We start from the raw sequence: 18,556 nt of genomic DNA on the forward strand, positions 1-18,556 counted from the left end.
CCTCATGCGGGGGTGCGACCGGGTGGTCCACCCTCTTCCACTGAACTGGGCGCATCCTCGCCCCCGGTCAGATATCCGCGTTCGTGCAGCGCCGCGAGAAAGTTCCCGTAGGAGTCTTCGAGAGCCTCGCGCTCGCGGTCGTCCGGGTCGATCGTGCGGGCCGTACGGACCATCGAGTCGACCGCGGCGGCGAGCGAGCCGTGTACGGTCGCGGCCGCGGCGAGCACGGCGGCGCCGAAGCCGCTCGTCGGATGCTCCGGTACACGGACGCGGCGTCCCGTGACGGTGGCACGTATCCGGAGCCAGACGTCGCTGCGGCTCGCCCCGCCCACCGCTCGCAACGGGCCGTCGGCGAAGCCCCCGGCCCGCCCGAGGACCGTGAGAGCCAAGCGCTCGGTGAAGGCCACGCCTTCCAGCAGGGCGCGGTGCCGCTCCGCTCCGTCCCGTGGCTCCCCCGTCCAGAAGCCCTCGGCGTCCGGCCGGGCGAACGGGAACCGCTCCCCGCGGCGCGTCAGCGGATAGCAGCACACACCGGCCGGACCGTGCCTCTCGGCAGCCAGGTCGAGCGCGGCCAGGCCGGTGCCGGAGGTGTCGGCGGCGCCGGAGGCGAGCACTGCGGCGCCCACGTTGCTGGCGCCGCCCGGCCACCAGCAGCCGTCCGGCGCGCGGTGACTGTAGACGGCCGTTCCAGGTACGTGCGGACGGGCCGTCGTGCACGCCTTGACCACCAGCGTGGTCCCGAGAACGCTCACGGCGTCCCCGGCACGGACGGCGCCCGCCGCGATCTGTCCGGTGCAGCCGTCGGTCATGCCCAGCACGATCGGGGTTCCCGCAGGCAGCGCCGTACGTGCCGCCGCTGCGGCCGAGACCCCGGCGACGACCACGCCGGGACGCTCCAACTCCGGCAGCGTCCCCGCTTCCACGCCCAGCCGCGAAAGCAGGCGCAGGGGCCAGGTCAGCGTCTCCGGGTCCGCGCCCGTCTTCAACGCGTGGCTGCTGTCCGTCGGTTGGACCTCTCCGGCGAGCGCGGCCACCACGACGTCGGCGACGTGCAGATACCGGGGAGCGGGCCGGTGCTTCTCCAGCCACGCGATCCTGCCCAGAGCGGAGGGCCACTCCTCCGGCGCCGGCCTCGGACCGCCCGGCGAGGGGGCGCCCGGCGGAGGACCGCCCGGCGGAGCGTCGCCGCCCGGGCCCTCACCGGCGTGCTCGCCGCCGCCGACGTCCGAGTCACCGGACGCGCCCGCGCCCCCGCCCGCACTCGCGCCCGCCGGCAGTCCGCCGTCCTGGGCGGCCCGCCGGTCGTCGTAGAGCAGCGCGTCACCGACCGGCGCACCGTCGGCGTCGCAGGGTACGACCGTGCCGGACGTCGAGGTGACCGCGAGGCCGGCGACCGGACGCCCCGCGAGCTGCCCGGCGAGTGTGCGAAGGACGGCCAGCGCCGTTTCCGCATAGCACGCGCGCTGCTCGGACCAGCCGGGCCGTGGCCTCGACGGCGGCGGCAGCGGACGGGCCGCCGCCGCGACCAGCGAGCCGGCCGGATCGACGGCGGTGGCCCGTACCTCGGCCGTCGCGACGTCCACGCCGACCACCACGGTCACTGCGGCCCGTCCCCTCGGGGCCCGGCTGTCCGGGGACGGGCGGCGGACAGCCGGGCCAACAGCTCAGGCAGCAGGCTCAAGTCCCTCCCCCGGGCTCCGTCCCGGTGGGGGTCCCTGGGGGTACCTCCCGGCGAAGCCAGGGGAAGCAACGAGCGGGAGTACGGCCAGGCCGCGTCGGGTCCGGCGAGCTGCCGCGGTGCCGGAGCCGGCGGTGCCTCGCCGCGCAGCACCCGGACGGTGCCCGGGCCGAGGGCCCGGGCGGGGGGCCGTACGCTGCGGAATCCGTCCGTCACGCAGCTCCCCCTCCCAGGCGCGACCACCGTTCGGCCTCGTCCCCGCGGCCGGCCAGTGCCGCCGCGTGTGCGGTGTCCAGCGGCCGCAGACCGCCGGCCGCTCCGAGCGCGACCGAACGCACCCGGGCCGCCTTCACACACATCGTGGTGACCGCCTCCGCCTCCGCCGGGGTCCGCCCCAGGGCGACGATGCCGTGGTTGCCCAGCAACACCAGGCGCGGGGCCACGCCCTCGGTTTCCCGGTAGCGCACCAGCGAGTCGACAACGGCACGGCCCAGTTCGAGACCCGGCGCGGCGTAGGGGACCCACGCCGGACGGCCGAGCACGACCGCCTCGTCGGGGAAGAGGGGCGCCTGCCACAGTTCCTCGGCGGCCGGGGACGCCAGCAGGCCCACGACCGCCGTCGGGTGGGTGTGCGCCACCCAGGTCGCTCCGGCGTACTCCAGCGCGGCGAGGTGCACCATCGTCTCGACGGAGGCGCGCCTGCGGGGGCCTTCGTACGGGCCGGACACGGCCAGCGCCTCCGTCACCTCGTCCTGGGTGGACCCGTTGCCGCGTCCTCCGCGCATCACCTTCAGCAGATCCTGCGGGTCGACGACGACGAAGTCGCTCCGGCCGGCGTCGTCCATGCGGGCGCCGCTCGTCTTGACCGCGAACGTGCCGTCGGCGAGCCGCGTCGAGGTGTTCCCTTCGGCGAGTACGACGAGGTCGGCCGCGGGGTCGCCGAGCCGCCGCGTCAGCGCGACGAGTTCCGGCGGAACGGCCTCCGGATCCCACCGGGCGCTCATCGGCCGCCACCGCCCAGCCTGCGGGCGGTGACGGAGTTCAGCAGTGCGGAGCACACCAACAGCACACCGAGGGCGAGGAGTTGGGTGCGGCTGCCCTGCGAGCCCTCGAAGGCGAGCAGGATTCCCGCGTTCAGCCAGGCGACCAGCAGCGCCGCGACCACGACGCCGCCGACCCGGCCGATGCCGCCCGTGATGGCCACGCCGCCGAGCACGGCGATGGTGATGGCGGGCAGCGCCATGCCGTTGCCGACGGTGCCCGCGTCGGGGCGCGCCGAGGCGAACTGGCCCACCGTCACGACGGCGACGACCGCCGAGAGCAGCCCGGAGAGCGCGAACGCCCGCAGCCGGACGGAGCCGGCGGGCACGTTGGCGAACCGTGCCGCCACGTCGTTGGTGCCGACGCCGTACAGCCTGCGGCCGAACGTCGACCTGTTGACCAGCAGCCAGATCAGCACCGCGCAGGGCAGCAGGAAGGTGAAGACCTGCATCGGCAGACCGGGCAGGCCCGGCAGCTCGACGCGGCTCGTGATCGAGTGCAGCTCCCGCACCGGCTCGGTGGAGATCGGTTTGTTGCCGCTGCTGACGAGCGCGAGCGAGCTGTACGCGTAGTACGTGGCGAGCGTCGCGATGAGTGCGGGGAAGCCGAGCCACGCCACCAGGACTCCGTTGACGGCTCCGAGGAGTGCCCCGGCGGCGAGCGTGGCGAGCACCGCGGCCAGCGGCGGCCAGCCCCACTCGCTCACGGTGAACCCGAAGGCCATGCCGGTGAGGCTCACAATCGCGCCCACGGACAGATCGATGCCTCCGCGTCCCGAGACCATGACCAGCAGTTCGGCCATGCCCAGGATGCACAGCGGCACCATCGTCTCCATCGCCGAGGCGAGGTATGCGACGTCGTAGGGCGCGAGCAGATAGCCGCCCGCGTCGAGGACGTTCATCCAGATCAGGAGTACGACCAGCAGGGCCGCGAGCAGGACCACGCGTTCCGTCAGCAGGACGGTGACCGCGCGGCGCAGCAGGCCGGGCCCGGCCGCCTCCTCTTCCGGTTGCCCGGACCGGGTCGGGGTCCCCTTCGTCGGGGTCCCCGGCGTCGAGGTGGTCACAGGCCTCGCCTCCTTCGCTCGCGCAGGAGGTCGGCACCGACCGCCGCGACGACGACCGCGCGGCGCAGCCGAACCCGACCCGCCACACCCACTTCCGCCCGCCCGGGCCACGTCACAGGCTCCCGCCCCAGAGCAGGACCCCCCGGCGTCGAGGTGGTCACAGGCTTCGCCTCCTTCGCTCGCGCAGGAGGTCGGCACCGACCGCCGCGACGATGAACAGACCGATGAAGAGCTGGGTGAGTTCGTTCTGCCAGCGCAGCAGCGTGACGGCGCTCGTGATCGTGCTGACGAGCATCGCGCCGAGCAGCGTGCCGACGACGCTGCCCCGGCCGCCGAGGATGCTCGTCCCGCCGATCACGACCGCCGCGATGACCTCCAGTTCGAATCCGGTGCCGATGTCCTGTCCGACGAGGCCGCCCGATCCGATGCGGACGCATGCCGCCAGGCCGACCAGCAGGCCGACGAGCACGTAGACGCTGATCTGGCGGCGCTCCACCCGTACTCCCGCGAGCCGCGCCGCGGCGGCATCGCCGCCCACCGCGTACAGGTGCCTCCCCGTAGGCACGTACCGCATGTACGTCCAGGCGCCGGCGGCCAGTACGAGCGCGAGGAGCGCGGCGTGCGGCACCCCCCAGGTGAGCCCGCTCTCGCCGCCCCCGATCAGGCCCAGCGTGCCCGGCACGCCCGAGACCTGCTTGGAGTCGAAGATCTGCAGGGCTGCGAACCGGAAGAGATTGAGCGTGCCGAACGTGACGATGATCGGATGCAGCCGCCCGTACGCGACGAGCACTCCGTTGACCAGTCCGAGCAGGGCGCCGACCAGCACCGCGACGCCCACCGCGGGCACCATTCCGACGCCGAGGTCGCGTATGAGCTTGGCGACGACGACACCGGCGACGGCCATCGTCCCGCCCACGGAGACGTCGATGCCCGCGGTGACGATGACCGCGGTCATACCGATGCCGGCGATCGCGACGGGTGCGACGGAGAAGAGGATGTTCTGCAGATTGGACGCGGCGAGGAAGGTGTCCGTGCTCAGGCCGAGCGTGAGCCAGAGCGCCACGAGCAGTCCGGCGAGGACGACTTCCTGGCCCTCGGCCAGCCGCAACGTCCCGCGCCGCGCGGCCGGGGCCTTGCCGCCGGTGCCGCCGGTGCCGCCGGTGCCGCCGGTGCCGCCTGTGCTGCCTGTGCTGCCTGTGCTGCCTGTGCTGCCTGTGCCGAGGGTCGCCGGTGCCATGGCTAGGGAACCTCCTTCGTGATCGCCGCCCGTGCGGCGTCCAGCGACGTCGCCTCCTCCTCGCCGCCGCCCCCGGCGGCGGCCGAGAGCAGGTCGGCCTGTGAGGCTCCGCGAGCGAACTCGCCGGCCACTTCGCCCTCCCGCATGACCAGCACCCGGTCGGCCAGCCGCTGTAGTTCGGCGAGGTCGGAGGAGACGACGAGCACCGCGCTGCCGCGTTCCGCGAGCGAGAGGACGATGTCGTGGATCTCGTCCTTGGCACCGACGTCCACGCCCTGGGTGGGCTCCTCCAGCACCAGGACGTCCGGCCTTTCGACCAGCGACCGGGCCAGAACCACCTTCTGCTGGTTGCCTCCGGAGAGGGTGCCCACGAGTGCCTGCACCCCGGGTGCCTTGATCGCGATGCGCTGCAGGAAGTCCGCCGCCAGGGTCCTCTCCCGGCGGCGGTCCATCACGACGGCGAATCTGCTCAGCATCGGGAGATGGCCTATCGAGATGTTGAAGGCGATCGACTTGGACGCGAAGACGCCCTGGACCTTGCGGTTCGCGGGCAGCATCGCGATGCCGGCGCGCACCGCGTCGCGTGTGCCGCGCAGGCGCCGCTCCCGGCCGCCGACGAGTACGGAGCCGGCATCGGCGGGGTCGATTCCGTACAGCGCGCGTGCCACGTCGTTCACGCCGGAGCCGACGAGGCCGTACAGACCGGCCACTTCACCGCGGTTCAGCGCCAGGTTCACGTCCCGGAAGGCGCGGCGGCGGCCCAGTCCGCGCACTTCGAGCACGGCGTCGGCGGCGGGGGCCGTACGGGAGATCTGACGGGAGTCCAGGGCGTGCCCGACCATCAGCTCGGCGATCTGCCGTACGGTCAGCTCCCGCGCGGGGCGGGTGGCGACGACCTCGCCGTCGCGCAGCACGGTCACCCGGTCCGCGACCACGACGAGTTCGTCCAGGCGGTGGCTGATGTAGATCACGCCGACGCCTTCCGCCTTCACCGAGTCGATGACGCGGAAGAGGGTCTGCACCTCCTGGTCGGTGAGGATCGCGGAGGGCTCGTCGAGGATGAGGACGCGGACCTGGTGCGCGAACGCCTTGGCGATGGACACCAGTTGCTGCTCGGCCACGGGCAGGTCCGCCGTCCGTTCGTCAGCGAGGGCGGGGTCCAGACCGAGGCGCTGAAGCAGTTCGGCGACGCGGCGGCGCTGCGCGCCCCAGTCGATGAGGGCGCCCCTTCGAAGCTCCCGGCCGAGGAAGATGTTCTCGGCCACCGTCAACTCCCCGAAGAGCTGGGGTTCCTGGTAGACGGTCGCGACTCCGGCGGCCAGTGCCGCGTTGGTGTCGCCGGCGGCGAGCGGCCTGCCGCCGACCTCGACCGTCCCCTCGTCCGCTGCCTCGGCCCCTGAAATGATCTTGATGAGGGTGGACTTGCCGGCGCCGTTCTCGCCGACCAGGGCGTGCACTTCACCCGCGGTCACGTCGAAGTCGACGCCACGCAGGGCCTGTACGCCGCTGTAGCGCTTGCGTGTCCCACGGGAGACCAGCAGGGTCTCTGGCTCGGTCATCTCACTCCTCGGCCGGCCCGGGTGAACGCGCCGCCCGCCATCCGGGGCTGAAGTGCCCGGCGTACGGCGGCGGTTCACGGGGCGCGGCTGGTGACGTGGTCAGTAGTCGTAGTCGTCCACGTTGTCCTTGGTGATGCGCAGCGGATCGCCGAGCAGCAGCTCCTTGCGCTCCGGGAAGTACTTGACGGCGGGCAGTTCGTCGCTGACCCGGTTCGTCTTCTTGAACGACTTGCCTTCGCTGACCTGCTTGCCGGCCCACACCGTCAGATAGCCCAGCGCCTCGACGTTCCACAGGACCGCTCCCGCGGACGAACCGTCCTTCAGATAGGGCTTCATCGACTTCGGTGTGCCGACGCCGGTGGTGGCGACCTCGCCGGTCTTCCCCGCCTCGCGCACCGCCTTGGCCACGCCGGGCGCCGAAGTGGTGCACTCCCCCACGAGACCCTTCAGGTCCGGGTGGGCGTTCATCAGGTCCTTCGCCATGGAGACGGCCTTGGCCTCGTCCTCGCCCGCGTACACGACGTCGACGATCTTCGCCTTCGGGTATTTCTCCGCCGTGTACTTCTTCTGCTCCTTGATCCAGGAGTTGAGGTTCTCCGCCGTCTGCCCGCAGGAGACGATCGCGTACTCGCCCTTGCCGTCCATCTCCTTCATCAGGGTGTCGGTCAGCGCCTTGCTGATGCCTTCAGGGGTGGCCTGGTTGACGAAGACCTCGCGGTCGGAGTTGGGCGCGTCGGTGTCCGAGGTCATGGGGTGGACGCCCTGATCCTTGGCGTCCTTGAGGATGGGCGGCATCGAGTCGGGGTCGTTGGGTGCCACGGCCAGCACGTCGACCCGCTGCTGCAGGAGGGACTTGACGATGTCCGTCTGCGCGCCGGGGTCCGCCGTCGTCGGGCCCTTGTAGATCCACTGCGCGCCCAGGTCCTTCGCGGCCTGCTTGCCGCCCTTGTTCATCGCCTCGAAGTACGGAATCCCCTGCACCTTGGGCACGAACGCGACCTTCGGCTTGCCCCCGTCCGAGGAACCGCCCGATCCGTTGTTCTTCTTGCTGCAGCCGGCCAGCGTGAGCGACGCCGACATGGCGACCACGACAGCCGCCGCGACACCTCGCGAAATACGCATCCTGCCTCTCCTTCCGTGTGGCCCGGCCCGTAGGTCCGGTCTCGTCGATCAGTCCGGTGGATCCGTGATTCCCGCTTCTGCCGCGTCGGCCGCGACCCACCGCCGGTAGCGGCCGTAGCACTCCTCCGCCGCACCGGAGCCGCCCGGCTCGTAGCGGCCGGCCCGCTGCCCCGCGCACGCCACGGCACGCATCTCGGCGAGGCCGGCCAGCTCGCCCAGTGCGGACAGCTGGACGAGCATGTTGCCGACGGCGGTCGCCTCGACGGGCCCGGCCAGGACCGGGAGGCCGCACGCGTCGGCGGTGAGCTGGTTGAGCAGTCCGTTGCGGGAGCCTCCGCCGACGATGTGCGCCGCGGCCGGCGGCCGCCCCGTGACGAGTGCCAGGTCCTCCAGGGCCATGCGGTAGCCGAGGGCGAGGCTGTCCAGCACCACGCGGGCCGTGGCCGCCACACCGTCCGGTACGGGCTGGCCGGTTCGCGTGCAGTAGTCCCGGATACGGGCCGGCATGTCGCCGGGCGGCACGAAGTCCCTGTGGTCCGGGTTGACCACGCTCAGCCCGGCGGGGGCGGACGCCGCCAGCGTGACCAGTTCGCCGTAGCCGTACCGGCGGCCCTCCCGGGCCCACTGGTTGCGGCACTCCTGCAGCAGCCACAGGCCCATGCAGTTGCGCAGCAGGCGGATCGTGCCGAGGACTCCGCCCTCGTTGGTCAGGTTCGCCCGCCGCGAGTCCTCGCTGACCACGGGTGAGGCGGTCTCGACTCCCACCAGCGACCAGGTGCCGGAGGAGATGTAGGCGGCGGAGGCGTCCGTGAACGGGACGCTCACCACGGCACTCGCCGTGTCGTGGCTGCCCGGCGCGACCACCCGGGTCCGGCGGTACGCGGAGTGTCCGGCCGCCTGCGGCAGAAGCGTCCCCAGGTCGGTGCCGGGTTCGACCACCTCGGGCAGCACACCGGTCGGGATGCCCAGGTCCGTCAGGAGCTCCGCGGCCCACCGCCGCCGCGTCATGTCGTACGCGCCGGTGGTGCTCACGGCGGTGTACTCGGCCACGGTGCTTCCGGACAGCAGCCGGTGGAACAGGTCCGGCAGCATCAGCAGCCGGCTCGCACGGGCGTGCCGCGAGGGCCCGTTCAGCGCGTCGGCCAGCAGCTGGAAGACGGTGTTGACCTCCAGCAGCTGGGTTCCGGTGCCGGCGTAGAGCCTCTCGCGGCCGACGATGCGGGCCGCCTCGCCGAGCATTCCGCGCGTACGCCCGTCGCGATGGCTGACGGGGTCGTCGAGGACCGCGCCTGAGGCGTCGATGAAGCCGTAGTCCAGGCCCCAGGTGTCCACGCCCACGGAGTCGACGGGACCGGTGACGAGCGCCGCCGCCTTCTCCAGGCCGTCGCGGACGTCGCGCCACAGCCGGAAGAGGTCCCAGCGCAGCAGTCCGTCCGGGCCCGTGCGCGGGGTGTTGGCGAAACGGTGCACCTCGCGGGTCTCGATCGCCGAACCGTCGAACCGGCCGAGTACGACACGGCCGCTCTCCGCCCCGAGATCCACGGCGAGCACCTGGCGCCGGGAGCTCATTCCGCCACTTCCGCTTCCGCGTGTACGGCGGCCCGCCGTACGGGCACGCCCACCGCGCGCCACTGGTCGACCAGTTCGTCGCCGGCGCCGGCTTCCGTGACCAGTCCGGAGATCTCCCGCGATCCCGCGAAGGTGTGCAGGGCGAAGCGGCCGACCTTGCTGGAGTCGAAGAGTCCGTACACCTCGTCGCAGATCGACACGAGTACGCGCTTCGCCTCGGTCTCCTCGGCGGACAGCTCCAGCAGCCCGAGTTCCGGCGAGAGCGAGCGGAGACCGAAGAAGCCGCGGGCCACGCGCCCGCGTCCCTTGAACGCCTCACCGATGTCGCCGACCAGCGACCACGAGGAGCGGCGCAGTGTGCCTCCCGGCATCACCACGGTGGCGTCCGACTCGCTCATCACCTCCGCCGCGCGCAGGCCGTTCGTGACCACGATCAGACCGCTGCGGTCCCGGATCTCGCGGGCGAGGTGGTAGCAGGTCGTGCTGCAGTCCAGGGCTATCGCGTCGCCGTCACGGACGAGTTCCGCGGCGGTCCGCGCGATCGCCTGCTTCTCGGCGACGCGGTAGTGCACGCGCATCTCGAAGGCGCCCTCGTCCGCGCCGCGCACCGCCACCGCGCCGCCGCGGACGCGCCGCAGGATACGGCGCCGCTCCAGCACGTCGAGGTCCTTGCGGACGGTCACCACGGAGACGCCGAGGCGTTCGGCCAGCTCCGGGACGCTCACCCTTCCCGTCCCTTCGAGCAGCCGCAGCACCTCCTGCTGCCGCTCGTGCTCCGCGATACCCGGCATGTCACCTACTCCTCGCGGGGATTCGAAACACATCGGAAAGTCTTTCGAAACGCTGCGTGAGAGTAGAAATCGCAAAGTCAGAAAGTCAATGAATGAAACAGAAACCGCGCTCGAAACGCTTTCCTTCGAAAGTCAGAGGTGACGCGGCGGCCGCGGGGTGTGGCGACGCCGTGGAGAATGCGCACGCCGCCGGAGCGCGGCGCCCGGATCGTGTGCGGCGGGGCCTCACTTCGCTGCGGCCGCGGCGCGGGGACGGTGAGGCCACCCGTCGGCGGGCCACGGGCCCGGGCCCTCTCGCGGACTCCGGGATCTGCGTTAACGCCGGTGAAACGCCCGCGGCATAGGCTGCACCACCCGCGGGCGGCAACCCCTCCGCGGGAGATGCGAGAGGTCCCCGGCGGGAGACGACGATGCGACTGACCCCTCACGAGCAGGAGCGGCTGCTCATCCATGTCGCCGCGGACGTGGCGGACAAGCGCCGGCGGCGTGGCGTACTGCTCAACCACCCGGAGGCCGTCGCCTTGATCACCTCGCATGTGCTGGAGGGCGCACGGGACGGCCGCTCCGTGGCCGAACTGATGGACTCCGGCCGTTCGGTCCTCGGCCGCGAGCACGTCATGGAGGGCGTCCCCGAGATGCTTCGCGACGTACAGGTCGAGGCGACCTTCCCCGACGGCACCAAGCTCGTCACCGTTCACAGCCCCATCCCCTGACCCGCCCTGTCCCATCCCGCCCCGTACCAGGGGAGCGCGGGAAACCGCGGAAAAAGGAGCGTCGCCGAGTGATCCCCGGAGAGATACTGCACGCCGCCGAGCCGGTGCCGCTCAACGAAGGCGCCGACGTCGTCCGGCTCACGGTGCTCAACGGTGCCGACCGGCCCGTACAGGTCGGTTCGCACTACCACTTCGCCGAGGCGAATCCCGGGCTCGGATTCCACCGCGCCGCCGCACACGGCAGACGCCTCGCGATCCCCGCGGGCTCGGCCGTGCGGTTCGAGCCGGGCGTTCCGGTCGAGGTCGCGCTCGTCCCGCTGCGGGGGCGGCGCGTGGTCGCCGGGCTGCGCGGGCAGACCGGCGGCCCTCTCGAAGCCTGCGAAGGCACCGGTGAGTGACGGGGACCCGGCCGGCGGTGGCGGCGTTCTCGCCAGGAGCGACTACGCCGGCCGGTACGGGCCCACGACCGGCGACCGGGTCCGGCTCGCCGACACGGAACTCTTCGTCGAGGTCGAGGAGGACCGCTGCGGTGGTCCGGGACGCGCGGGTGACGAGGCGGTGTTCGGCGGCGGCAAGGTCATCCGCGAGTCCATGGGCCAGGCCCGCACGACCCGCGCGGAAGGCGCACCCGACACCGTGGTGACGGGCGCTGTGGTCCTCGACCACTGGGGCGTGGTCAAGGCGGACGTCGGCATCCGCGACGGCCGCGTCACGGCGCTGGGCAAGGCGGGGAATCCCGACACGATGGACGGCGTGGACCCCGGTCTCGTCATCGGGCCCGAGACCGAGATCATCGCCGGGAACGGAAAGATCCTCACCGCAGGCGGCGTCGACACCCACGTCCACTTCGTGTGTCCCCAACTCGTCGACGAGGCTCTGGCGTCCGGCGTGACGACCCTGCTCGGCGGCGGTACGGGCCCGGCAGAAGGCACGAAGGCGACGACGGTCACCCCGGGCCCCTGGCATCTGGGCCGCACCCTCGCCGCAATGGACGCGATGCCAGTGAACGTCGGGCTGCTGGGCAAGGGGAACACGGTCTCGCGTGCGGCTCTGCACAGCCAACTTCGCGGCGGGGCAGCCGGATTCAAGATCCATGAGGACTGGGGAGCGACGCCCGCGGTCATCGACGCCTGTCTCGGCGTCTGCGAGGAGAGCGGCGCCCAGCTCGCCGTGCACACAGACACGCTGAACGAGGCAGGCTTCGTCGGGGACACGCTCAAGGCGATCGCGGGACGCGGCATTCACGCCTACCACACCGAGGGCGCGGGAGGGGGGCACGCGCCCGACATCATCACCGTCGTCGGCCACCACAACGTGCTGCCCTCCTCCACCAATCCGACCCGGCCGCACACCGTCAACACCGTCGAGGAACACCTCGACATGCTGATGGTCTGCCACCACCTCAACCCGGCCGTCCCCGAGGATCTCGCCTTCGCCGAATCCCGCATCCGGCCCTCGACCATCGCCGCCGAGGACGTCCTGCACGACTTGGGCGCCATCTCGATCATCTCCTCGGACGCCCAGGCCATGGGCCGCGTGGGCGAAGTGGTCCTGCGCACCTGGCAGACGGCGCATGTGATGAAGCTGCGCCGCGGTGCGCTGGCCGGGGACAGCCACGCCGACAACGCCCGCGCCCGCCGGTACGTCGCCAAGTACACGATCAACCCGGCGGTCGCTCAGGGCCTCGACGCCGAGATCGGCTCCGTCGAACCGGGCAAGCTCGCCGATCTGGTGCTTTGGGACCCGGCGTTCTTCGGTGTCAAGCCCCAACTGGTCGTCAAGGGCGGGCAGATCGCCTACGCGCAGATGGGTGACGCGAACGCCTCCATCCCCACTCCTCAACCCGTGCTGCCACGGCCCATGTTCGGCGCGCTGGGACGCGCTCCGGCCGCCAACTCGCTCAATTTCGTCAACGAGGCCGCGCTGGAGGACGGCCTGCCCGAACGGCTCGGCCTGGGCAAGCAGTTCACCGCCGCAGGGAACACCCGAAGCGTCACGAAGGCCGACATGCGCTGCAACGACGCACTGCCGCACGTCACCGTGGACCCCGACACCTTCACCGTCACCGTGGACGGCGAACCCGTGGATCCCGCACCCGCAGCCGAACTCCCCATGGCACAGCGGTACTTCCTCTTCTGACTCGTCCGACTCATCCGACTCATCCGACTCATCCGACGCGTCCGACTCGTCCGAAACGGCACTACTGCGATGACAGTGGCAGCAGCTCTCCTCGCCCTTACCGACGGGCGCTTCCCCGCCGGAGCGCACGCGCACTCCGGCGGGGCCGAGGCAGCTGTACGCGCCGGCCGCGTCACCGACGCCGCCACCCTGGAGGAGTTCTGCCGTGGACGCCTGCACACGGCAGGGCTGGTCGCCTCGGGGCTCGCCGCCGCGGCGGCGGCCGGCGTCCACGACCCCCTCGACCTGGACGAGGCGGCCGACGCCCGTACGCCCTCCCCCGCCCTGCGCCGCACATCCCGCAGGCTCGGACGGCAACTCACCCGCGCGGCCCGCGCCGCATGGCCCTCACCTGCCATCGACGCCCTCGCGGCAGCACGTCCGCAGGGCGCACATCAGCCCGTCGTCCTCGGGCTCGTGGTCGCGGCGGCCGGGCTCACCCCGCAGGACGGCGCATACGCCGCCGCGTACGAAGCGGTGTCGGGACCGGCCACCGCGGCGGTACGGCTGCTCTCCCTCGACCCTTTCGAGGCCGCGGCCGTGATCGCGCGACTCGCGCCCGAAGTTGACGACGTCGCCGGGGAGGCCGCGGGCACTGCGCGCGGCAGCCTCGACGCCCTTCCGGCCTCGGCCGCGCCGCTGCTGGAGATCACCGCGGAGGAGCACGCGGGATGGCCGGTACGTCTCTTCGCCTCGTGAAGCGCCCGGTCGTCCCGGCACGCCCGTCCGCGACCGCCGTCCCGGGGCGGCGTCTCCGGCACGCCCCACTCGTACGCCACTTCACCCCGCCCACTGCACCCACCCCATGCGAGGAGCAGGCACCATGCATCTGGACCCACCCGGCTCATTCCCGCAGCGGCACACTCACGGAGCCGCACAGCCGTCCGGCTCACGGCCCGCGTGCCCGGAGGGTTCCCGCCGCGCTCTGCGGATCGGGCTCGGCGGGCCCGTCGGCTCCGGCAAGACCGCCACGGTCGCGGCGCTGTGCCGCACGCTGCGCGAGGATTTCGCCCTCGCGGTCGTCACCAACGACATCTACACCCGCGAGGACGCGGCGTTCCTGCTGCGGGCCGCCGTGCTGCCCCCGGAGCGGATAGCCGCCGTGGAGACCGGCGCCTGTCCGCACACCGCGATCCGCGACGACATCTCCGCCAACCTCGAAGCGGTCGAGGACCTGGAGGAGGCCGCCTCCTCCTCCGGCGGCCTCGACCTCGTCCTCGTCGAGTCCGGCGGTGACAACCTGACCGCCACCTTCTCCAAGGGCCTCGTCGACGCCCAGATATTCGTCATCGACGTCGCAGCCGGGGACGACATCCCCCGCAAGGGCGGCCCGGGCATCACCACCGCCGACCTCCTCGTCATCAACAAGACGGACCTCGCCCCCTATGTCGGATGCGACCTGGCCGCCATGGCCGCCGACGCCGAGGCGCAGCGCGGCAGCCTTCCCGTCGCTTTCACCTCGCTCACCTCCGAGGAAGGCGTGAGGCCCGTGGCCGACTGGACGCGCACCCGTCTCGCGACCTGGCAGCGGCAGGCGGCATCCGCGTGAGCGAACCGGTCACGGCCGCGACGGACGCTCCGCCGCTGCCGTACTCCTCGGCCGTACGCGCCGCCGCCCGCGTCACCGCCGTCGCGGACGGGCGCGGCGGCAGCGCGGTCCCGGTGATCCGCGGCGAAGGGCCGCTCGCGCCACGCCTGACGGGCTGCGCCGACGGTGAAGCCCGCGTCACCCTCGTCGGCGCGATGAGCGGGCCGCTGGGCGGCGACCGGCTGGCCCTGGACGTAGGGGTCGAGGACGGGGCACGCCTGCGCATGGACTCCGCCGCCGCCACTCTCGCCCTGCCGGGCCGTGGCGACGCGGCGGCCCACTACGACGTACGTCTCTCCGTCGGCGAGCGCGGACGGTTGCAGTGGTGGCCCGAACCCCTCATCTCGGCTTCGCGCAGCGTCCTGCGGCAGACCGTCCGCGTCGAACTCGCGCCTACCGCCCGCCTGTTGCTGCGGGAGGTGTCGGTCCTGGGACGCAGCGGCGAGGAGCCGGGCCGTCTCACCACCCGGCTGGCGGTCAGCATCAGTGGCCGCCCGCTCCTCCGGCAGCAGCTCGACTTCGGCCCTGGCGCACCCGGCTGGGACAGCTCAGCGGTACTGGACGGGCACCGGGCCGTGGGGCAACTGCTCGTGGTCGACCCGGAACTGGACGCGGCGCCGGCGGAACCCCGGGTACCGTCCCCCGGCGCGGTGGTCACCCCGCTGGCCGGTCCCGCGGTGCTGGTCACCGTACTCGGCAAGGACGCCCTGGCTGTGAGTCGCGGGCTCAACCAGTCACTGTCATGGGTGAGTTGACCGCCTTCTGGACGAACTTCTCCATGGGGGTCTCAGCAGACCGTTCATCCCGGCCCCGACGGTGACCAGGCCGGGACTCAACGCCAGGGCAGGGCCGAGCCGTTCGGCGCGGACCTGTCCGGCGACACGGCCTCGTACAGCCAGGTCGGCGTGCTGGGCCCAGGAGGGGACGGCGGCCAGGTGTTCCGCCGCCCAGTGCCACGGGGCGCACGTATTCACCGTTCGGCCCCCGCCGTCCGCCGCTCCCGGAGAACGTCCGCGACGTGCCGGCACCAGTCCCGGTGGCCCTCCTCGAAGGCCAGGCCGCGCAGGCACGTCAGATACGGCCCGATCCGGTCGCCCCTGCGCAGGAACTCCGCCTCGTCCGCGTCGCCGCGCATCCGCCGCAGCAGGTCGGTGAAGAGCTCGGTCCTGGCCCCCGCGGCCGACGCGCGCTCTTCGAGCTGTTCGATCACCGGGCCCGCGTCGGTGCGGTCGACGGCCTGGACCTTCACGAGCAAGTCGTCGCGGATGAACGAGGGTTTCGCCGCCGCTGCCGCGAACTGCTCCAGTTCCGCGAAGCCCGCGTCGGAGACCCGGAAGAGGCGCTTGTTGGGGCGGGTCTCCTGTACGACCTGGCGTCCCGTGACCAGCCCTTCCCGCTCCAGCTTGGCGAGTTCGGCGTACAGCTGCTGAGGCAGGGCGTGCCAGAAGTTGGCGACGCCCACGTCGAACGCCTTGGCCAGTTGGTAGCCGCTGTACTCGCCGTCCAGCAGCGCCGCCAGCACGGCATGTCTCAGAGCCATCGCAGCCGCCCCTTCCCAGCGTCCGTCTGCCCGTGCATGATACTCATGAATGTGAGTAGTCAGATTCTTGAGTATCAGCGGGTCGGCAACAGCATCGAGCCGGAGGGCCCGAGCATCCGGAGGGACCATGGAGACCGCTGCACGCTTCCGCGCCGCCGTCGAGGCACGCGACCGCGCCGCGCTGGAGGACCTGTTCACCGAGGACGTCCGCTTCTACAGCCCGGTGAAGTTCGCGCCTTTCGAAGGGCGGCCCATGGTGCTGGGGCTCTTCGACGTCCTGCTGCGCACCTTCGAGGACTTCCGCTACGTCGGACGGTTCGAGGGCACGGCCGAGACCAGCGCCGACGGCGGCGAGGCTCCCGCGGAGATCCTCGTCTTCCGGGCGACGGTGGACGGCAAGCAGATCCACGGCATGGACCTGCTGCACTTCGACGAGGCAGGCCTGATCAAGGAGTTCACCGTGATGGTCCGCCCGCAGTCCGCGGTGAACGCCCTGGGCGAGGCAGTGCTCGCCGGACTCGTGGCCGCAGGCCTGGCCCCTGGCGCCGCGGGCCTGGGCCCCGGGTCCGCCGGCAGCTGACCGGGCGGCTCGCGGTACGGGCGTCGGTCCCCGGTCCGGCTGACCCGTCCTCACCGTCCGTCGGTGAGGCCTGCGTCGCGGGCCAGCAGGGCCGCCTGGACGCGGTTGGCCACTTCCAGCGCGGTGAGGATGCGGCTGACGTGCGCTTTGACGGTGCTCTCGCGCATACCGAGGCCCGCGGCGATGTCGGCGTTGGTGTCGCCCCTGGCGAGCAGGGCCAGCACTTCGTGTTCGCGGGGCGTGAGCCGTTCGAGACTGGTGCGGGCGGCTGCCGCCTGGGGACGGCTCGTCGCGTGGTATCGGTCGATGAGCCGGCGGGCCGCGGCGGGGTGGAGCATGGCGGACCCGGAGGCGACGAGGTGGACGGCGCGCATGATCTCGGCAGGCTTGGTGTCCTTGAGCAGGAAACCGTCGGCACCGGCGGCGAGGGCGTTGTAGACGTACTCGTCAAGGTCGAAGGTGGTCAGCGTGATCACCTTCGGGGGGTGGGGCAGCGCACGCAGATGTGTGATGGCGGCGATGCCGTCCATGCGGGGCATGCGGACGTCGACCAGGGCGACGTCGACGTGGTGTGCTCTGGCCAGTTCGACGGCGTGCAGGCCGTCGCACGCCTGGGCGGTGACCTCGATGCCGTCCTCGCCGTCGAGGAGGTCGGCCAGACCGAGGCGGACCAGGGCATCGTCGTCGACGATCATGGCGCGGATCATGTGCGGACGCCGTTCTTCTCGATGTCTGGGGAGTAGGGGATGCGGGCGGCCAGCCGCCAGGCGCCGGCGCCGTCGGGGCCGGCCTGCAGCCTGCCGCCGAGCGCGGTGACGCGCTCGCGCAGACCGACCAGCCCGAAGCCGGAACCGGCCCCCTCCGCCGCCTCGTAACCGGGGTCGTTGGTGACCTCGACGACGGTGGCGGGCGGCCCGTAGTCGATCCGGACGGTCACCGGTGCGCCCCGGGCGTGCTTACGGGCGTTCGTCAACGCCTCCTGCACCAGACGATAGACGGCCAGCCGGTGGACGGTGGGTGCCTGTACGGGCTTCCCCTCGACCTTCGTCTCTATCTGCTGCCCCGCCGTGCCGGCCTCCTCGACCAGCTCGCTCACATCGCGCAGCACAGGCGCGGTAGCCGCTTGCCCGACGGTGTTCCGGCGGCCGTGCAGGGCGCCGAGGATGTCGCGCAGGTCGCCGAGGGCCTCGGTGGAGGCGGTGCGCAGCAGGGCGAGGCGTTCCGCGACAACCTCGGGCAACGTGCCGGCCGTGGCGGTCAGTACGCCGGTGTGCAGGGCGATGAGGCTCAGCCGGTGCGCCAGTACGTCGTGCATCTCGGCGGCGATCCGGGAACGTTCGGCGGCACGGGCGGCCTCCTCCCGCAGTTCCCGCTCGATGAGCAGATGCTCGACCCGAGCGTTCAGCACCTCCACCTGGCGGCGCTTACCCGCCCACTGCCCGATCCCCACGACCATCAGCAGGAGCAGGCTGAAGCGCAGAGTGAACGACGCGGTCGCCGAAGACAGCAACGCCTCGGTGACCAGCACGGCGGCGCCGCAGCCCATGGCCACGACGGCGCGGCGGTGCGCGGCCAGTTCGAACAGGGCGAGCAGCAGCAGCGGCAGCAGCGGCCACCCCCAGAGCCCCGCCGCCGCGGTGGCGAGGAGCGGGGCGACAAGCCAGTGGAGGCGGACGCGGCCCAGCAGGGCCAGCCCGCACAGCACCGCTGCCGCGGAACGCACCGTCAGATACCGGCCGTCGGTGGACACGGCGCCGTACTGAACAGCGGCGAAGGTCAGCAGCAGCACCAGGCCGTGGCGCCCGTATGTGACCCGTGAAGGGTGCGCTGTCCAACTCACCCGGCGATCCTAGGCACCGTCCAGATGGTCTTCTTCCGGCGATCTTCCATACCG

General features: G+C 72.2%; 18 protein-coding genes. 7 read left to right on the forward strand and 11 right to left on the reverse strand.

Annotated elements, in window-relative coordinates:
- Window positions 1–2 precede the first annotated feature (2 nt).
- The 8 genes from ACSMXX_RS03605 to ACSMXX_RS03640 all read right to left on the reverse strand — a co-directional run bounded on the left by ACSMXX_RS03605 (window position 3) and on the right by ACSMXX_RS03640 (window position 10,063).
- Window positions 3–1,601, reverse strand: a complete 1,599-nt coding sequence (locus tag ACSMXX_RS03605; protein WP_473182576.1) for an FGGY-family carbohydrate kinase — start codon at window positions 1,599–1,601, stop codon at window positions 3–5.
- 289 nt (window positions 1,602–1,890) lie between these two features.
- On the reverse strand, window positions 1,891–2,682 hold the full coding sequence (locus tag ACSMXX_RS03610; RefSeq protein ID WP_473182577.1) for a class II aldolase/adducin family protein: 792 nt from the start codon (window positions 2,680–2,682) through the stop codon (window positions 1,891–1,893).
- Window positions 2,679–3,785 carry an ABC transporter permease gene (locus tag ACSMXX_RS03615; protein ID WP_473182578.1) on the reverse strand — a complete coding sequence of 369 codons (1,107 nt, stop codon included), beginning with the start codon at window positions 3,783–3,785 and terminating at the stop codon, window positions 2,679–2,681. Before ACSMXX_RS03615 ends, ACSMXX_RS03610 begins: the two co-directional genes overlap by 4 nt.
- Window positions 3,786–3,942: 157 nt before the next feature.
- A complete protein-coding gene (locus ACSMXX_RS03620; protein WP_473182579.1) occupies window positions 3,943–5,022 on the reverse strand; it encodes an ABC transporter permease in 1,080 nt (359 codons plus the stop codon).
- 2 nt (window positions 5,023–5,024) lie between these two features.
- The gene (locus ACSMXX_RS03625) at window positions 5,025–6,581 is read right to left on the reverse strand and encodes a sugar ABC transporter ATP-binding protein (RefSeq protein WP_473182580.1); all 1,557 of its coding nucleotides are present in this window, start codon (window positions 6,579–6,581) and stop codon (window positions 5,025–5,027) included.
- Between the two features lie 99 nt (window positions 6,582–6,680).
- Window positions 6,681–7,703: an autoinducer 2 ABC transporter substrate-binding protein gene (locus ACSMXX_RS03630; RefSeq protein WP_473182581.1), complete on the reverse strand. Its 1,023-nt coding sequence runs from the start codon at window positions 7,701–7,703 to the stop codon at window positions 6,681–6,683.
- Window positions 7,704–7,751: 48 nt separating this feature from the next.
- Window positions 7,752–9,272, reverse strand: a complete 1,521-nt coding sequence (locus ACSMXX_RS03635) for a rhamnulokinase (protein ID WP_473182582.1) — start codon at window positions 9,270–9,272, stop codon at window positions 7,752–7,754.
- A complete protein-coding gene (locus tag ACSMXX_RS03640) occupies window positions 9,269–10,063 on the reverse strand; it encodes a DeoR/GlpR family DNA-binding transcription regulator (protein WP_473182583.1) in 795 nt (264 codons plus the stop codon). Before ACSMXX_RS03640 ends, ACSMXX_RS03635 begins: the two co-directional genes overlap by 4 nt.
- 410 nt (window positions 10,064–10,473) lie before the next feature.
- Between ACSMXX_RS03640 and ACSMXX_RS03645 the strand changes: the two genes are divergently transcribed.
- The 6 genes from ACSMXX_RS03645 (at window position 10,474) to ACSMXX_RS03670 (ending at window position 15,297) form a co-directional block, all read left to right on the forward strand.
- A complete protein-coding gene (locus ACSMXX_RS03645; RefSeq protein WP_473182584.1) occupies window positions 10,474–10,776 on the forward strand; it encodes an urease subunit gamma in 303 nt (100 codons plus the stop codon).
- Window positions 10,777–10,844: 68 nt separating this feature from the next.
- Window positions 10,845–11,174 (forward strand): urease subunit beta, encoded by a 330-nt coding sequence (locus ACSMXX_RS03650; protein ID WP_473182585.1) that lies wholly within the window; start codon window positions 10,845–10,847, stop codon window positions 11,172–11,174.
- The gene (locus ACSMXX_RS03655) at window positions 11,167–12,915 is read left to right on the forward strand and encodes an urease subunit alpha (protein ID WP_473182586.1); all 1,749 of its coding nucleotides are present in this window, start codon (window positions 11,167–11,169) and stop codon (window positions 12,913–12,915) included. The genes ACSMXX_RS03650 and ACSMXX_RS03655 overlap by 8 nt, the downstream gene beginning before the upstream one ends.
- 69 nt (window positions 12,916–12,984) lie before the next feature.
- On the forward strand, window positions 12,985–13,653 hold the full coding sequence (locus ACSMXX_RS03660; protein ID WP_473182587.1) for an urease accessory protein UreF: 669 nt from the start codon (window positions 12,985–12,987) through the stop codon (window positions 13,651–13,653).
- Between the two features lie 124 nt (window positions 13,654–13,777).
- The gene (ureG, locus tag ACSMXX_RS03665) at window positions 13,778–14,503 is read left to right on the forward strand and encodes an urease accessory protein UreG (RefSeq protein WP_473182588.1); all 726 of its coding nucleotides are present in this window, start codon (window positions 13,778–13,780) and stop codon (window positions 14,501–14,503) included.
- Window positions 14,500–15,297: an urease accessory protein UreD gene (locus tag ACSMXX_RS03670; RefSeq protein ID WP_473182589.1), complete on the forward strand. Its 798-nt coding sequence runs from the start codon at window positions 14,500–14,502 to the stop codon at window positions 15,295–15,297. The genes ureG and ACSMXX_RS03670 overlap by 4 nt, the downstream gene beginning before the upstream one ends.
- Window positions 15,298–15,512: 215 nt before the next feature.
- On the opposite strand, the gene ACSMXX_RS03675 is transcribed toward ACSMXX_RS03670, so the two are convergent.
- Window positions 15,513–16,082 (reverse strand): PadR family transcriptional regulator, encoded by a 570-nt coding sequence (locus ACSMXX_RS03675; protein ID WP_473182590.1) that lies wholly within the window; start codon window positions 16,080–16,082, stop codon window positions 15,513–15,515.
- 127 nt (window positions 16,083–16,209) lie between these two features.
- Here ACSMXX_RS03675 and ACSMXX_RS03680 point away from each other — a divergent pair, with 127 nt between their 5' ends.
- Entirely contained in the window at window positions 16,210–16,662 is a 453-nt protein-coding gene (locus ACSMXX_RS03680) for a nuclear transport factor 2 family protein (protein ID WP_473182591.1), read from the forward strand.
- A 50-nt stretch (window positions 16,663–16,712) separates the two neighbouring features.
- Here the strand turns inward: ACSMXX_RS03680 and ACSMXX_RS03685 are convergent, their stop codons facing one another.
- Together ACSMXX_RS03685 and ACSMXX_RS03690 are read right to left on the reverse strand one after the other, a co-directional pair.
- Entirely contained in the window at window positions 16,713–17,369 is a 657-nt protein-coding gene (locus tag ACSMXX_RS03685; protein WP_473182592.1) for a response regulator, read from the reverse strand.
- Entirely contained in the window at window positions 17,366–18,502 is a 1,137-nt protein-coding gene (locus ACSMXX_RS03690; RefSeq protein ID WP_473182593.1) for a sensor histidine kinase, read from the reverse strand. Before ACSMXX_RS03690 ends, ACSMXX_RS03685 begins: the two co-directional genes overlap by 4 nt.
- Between the last annotated feature and the right edge of the window lie 54 nt (window positions 18,503–18,556).

It is taken from the genome of Streptomyces sp. DSM 116795 (genome assembly GCF_055792905.1).

Excerpts from the sequence above, each read along its gene's own strand:
- ACSMXX_RS03610 (WP_473182577.1), bottom strand. The coding sequence starts at position 2,682 with ATGAGCGCCCGGTGGGATCCGGAGGCCGTTCCGCCGGAACTCGTCGCG.
- ACSMXX_RS03620 (WP_473182579.1), bottom strand. The coding sequence starts at position 5,022 with ATGGCACCGGCGACCCTCGGCACAGGCAGCACAGGCAGCACAGGCAGC.
- ACSMXX_RS03625 (WP_473182580.1), bottom strand. The coding sequence starts at position 6,581 with ATGACCGAGCCAGAGACCCTGCTGGTCTCCCGTGGGACACGCAAGCGC.
- ACSMXX_RS03630 (WP_473182581.1), bottom strand. The coding sequence starts at position 7,703 with ATGCGTATTTCGCGAGGTGTCGCGGCGGCTGTCGTGGTCGCCATGTCG.
- ACSMXX_RS03635 (WP_473182582.1), bottom strand. The coding sequence starts at position 9,272 with ATGAGCTCCCGGCGCCAGGTGCTCGCCGTGGATCTCGGGGCGGAGAGC.
- ACSMXX_RS03640 (WP_473182583.1), bottom strand. The coding sequence starts at position 10,063 with ATGCCGGGTATCGCGGAGCACGAGCGGCAGCAGGAGGTGCTGCGGCTG.
- ACSMXX_RS03645 (WP_473182584.1), top strand. The coding sequence starts at position 10,474 with ATGCGACTGACCCCTCACGAGCAGGAGCGGCTGCTCATCCATGTCGCC.
- ACSMXX_RS03660 (WP_473182587.1), top strand. The coding sequence starts at position 12,985 with ATGACAGTGGCAGCAGCTCTCCTCGCCCTTACCGACGGGCGCTTCCCC.
- ureG (WP_473182588.1), top strand. The coding sequence starts at position 13,778 with ATGCATCTGGACCCACCCGGCTCATTCCCGCAGCGGCACACTCACGGA.
- ACSMXX_RS03675 (WP_473182590.1), bottom strand. The coding sequence starts at position 16,082 with ATGGCTCTGAGACATGCCGTGCTGGCGGCGCTGCTGGACGGCGAGTAC.
- ACSMXX_RS03680 (WP_473182591.1), top strand. The coding sequence starts at position 16,210 with ATGGAGACCGCTGCACGCTTCCGCGCCGCCGTCGAGGCACGCGACCGC.
- ACSMXX_RS03685 (WP_473182592.1), bottom strand. The coding sequence starts at position 17,369 with ATGATCCGCGCCATGATCGTCGACGACGATGCCCTGGTCCGCCTCGGT.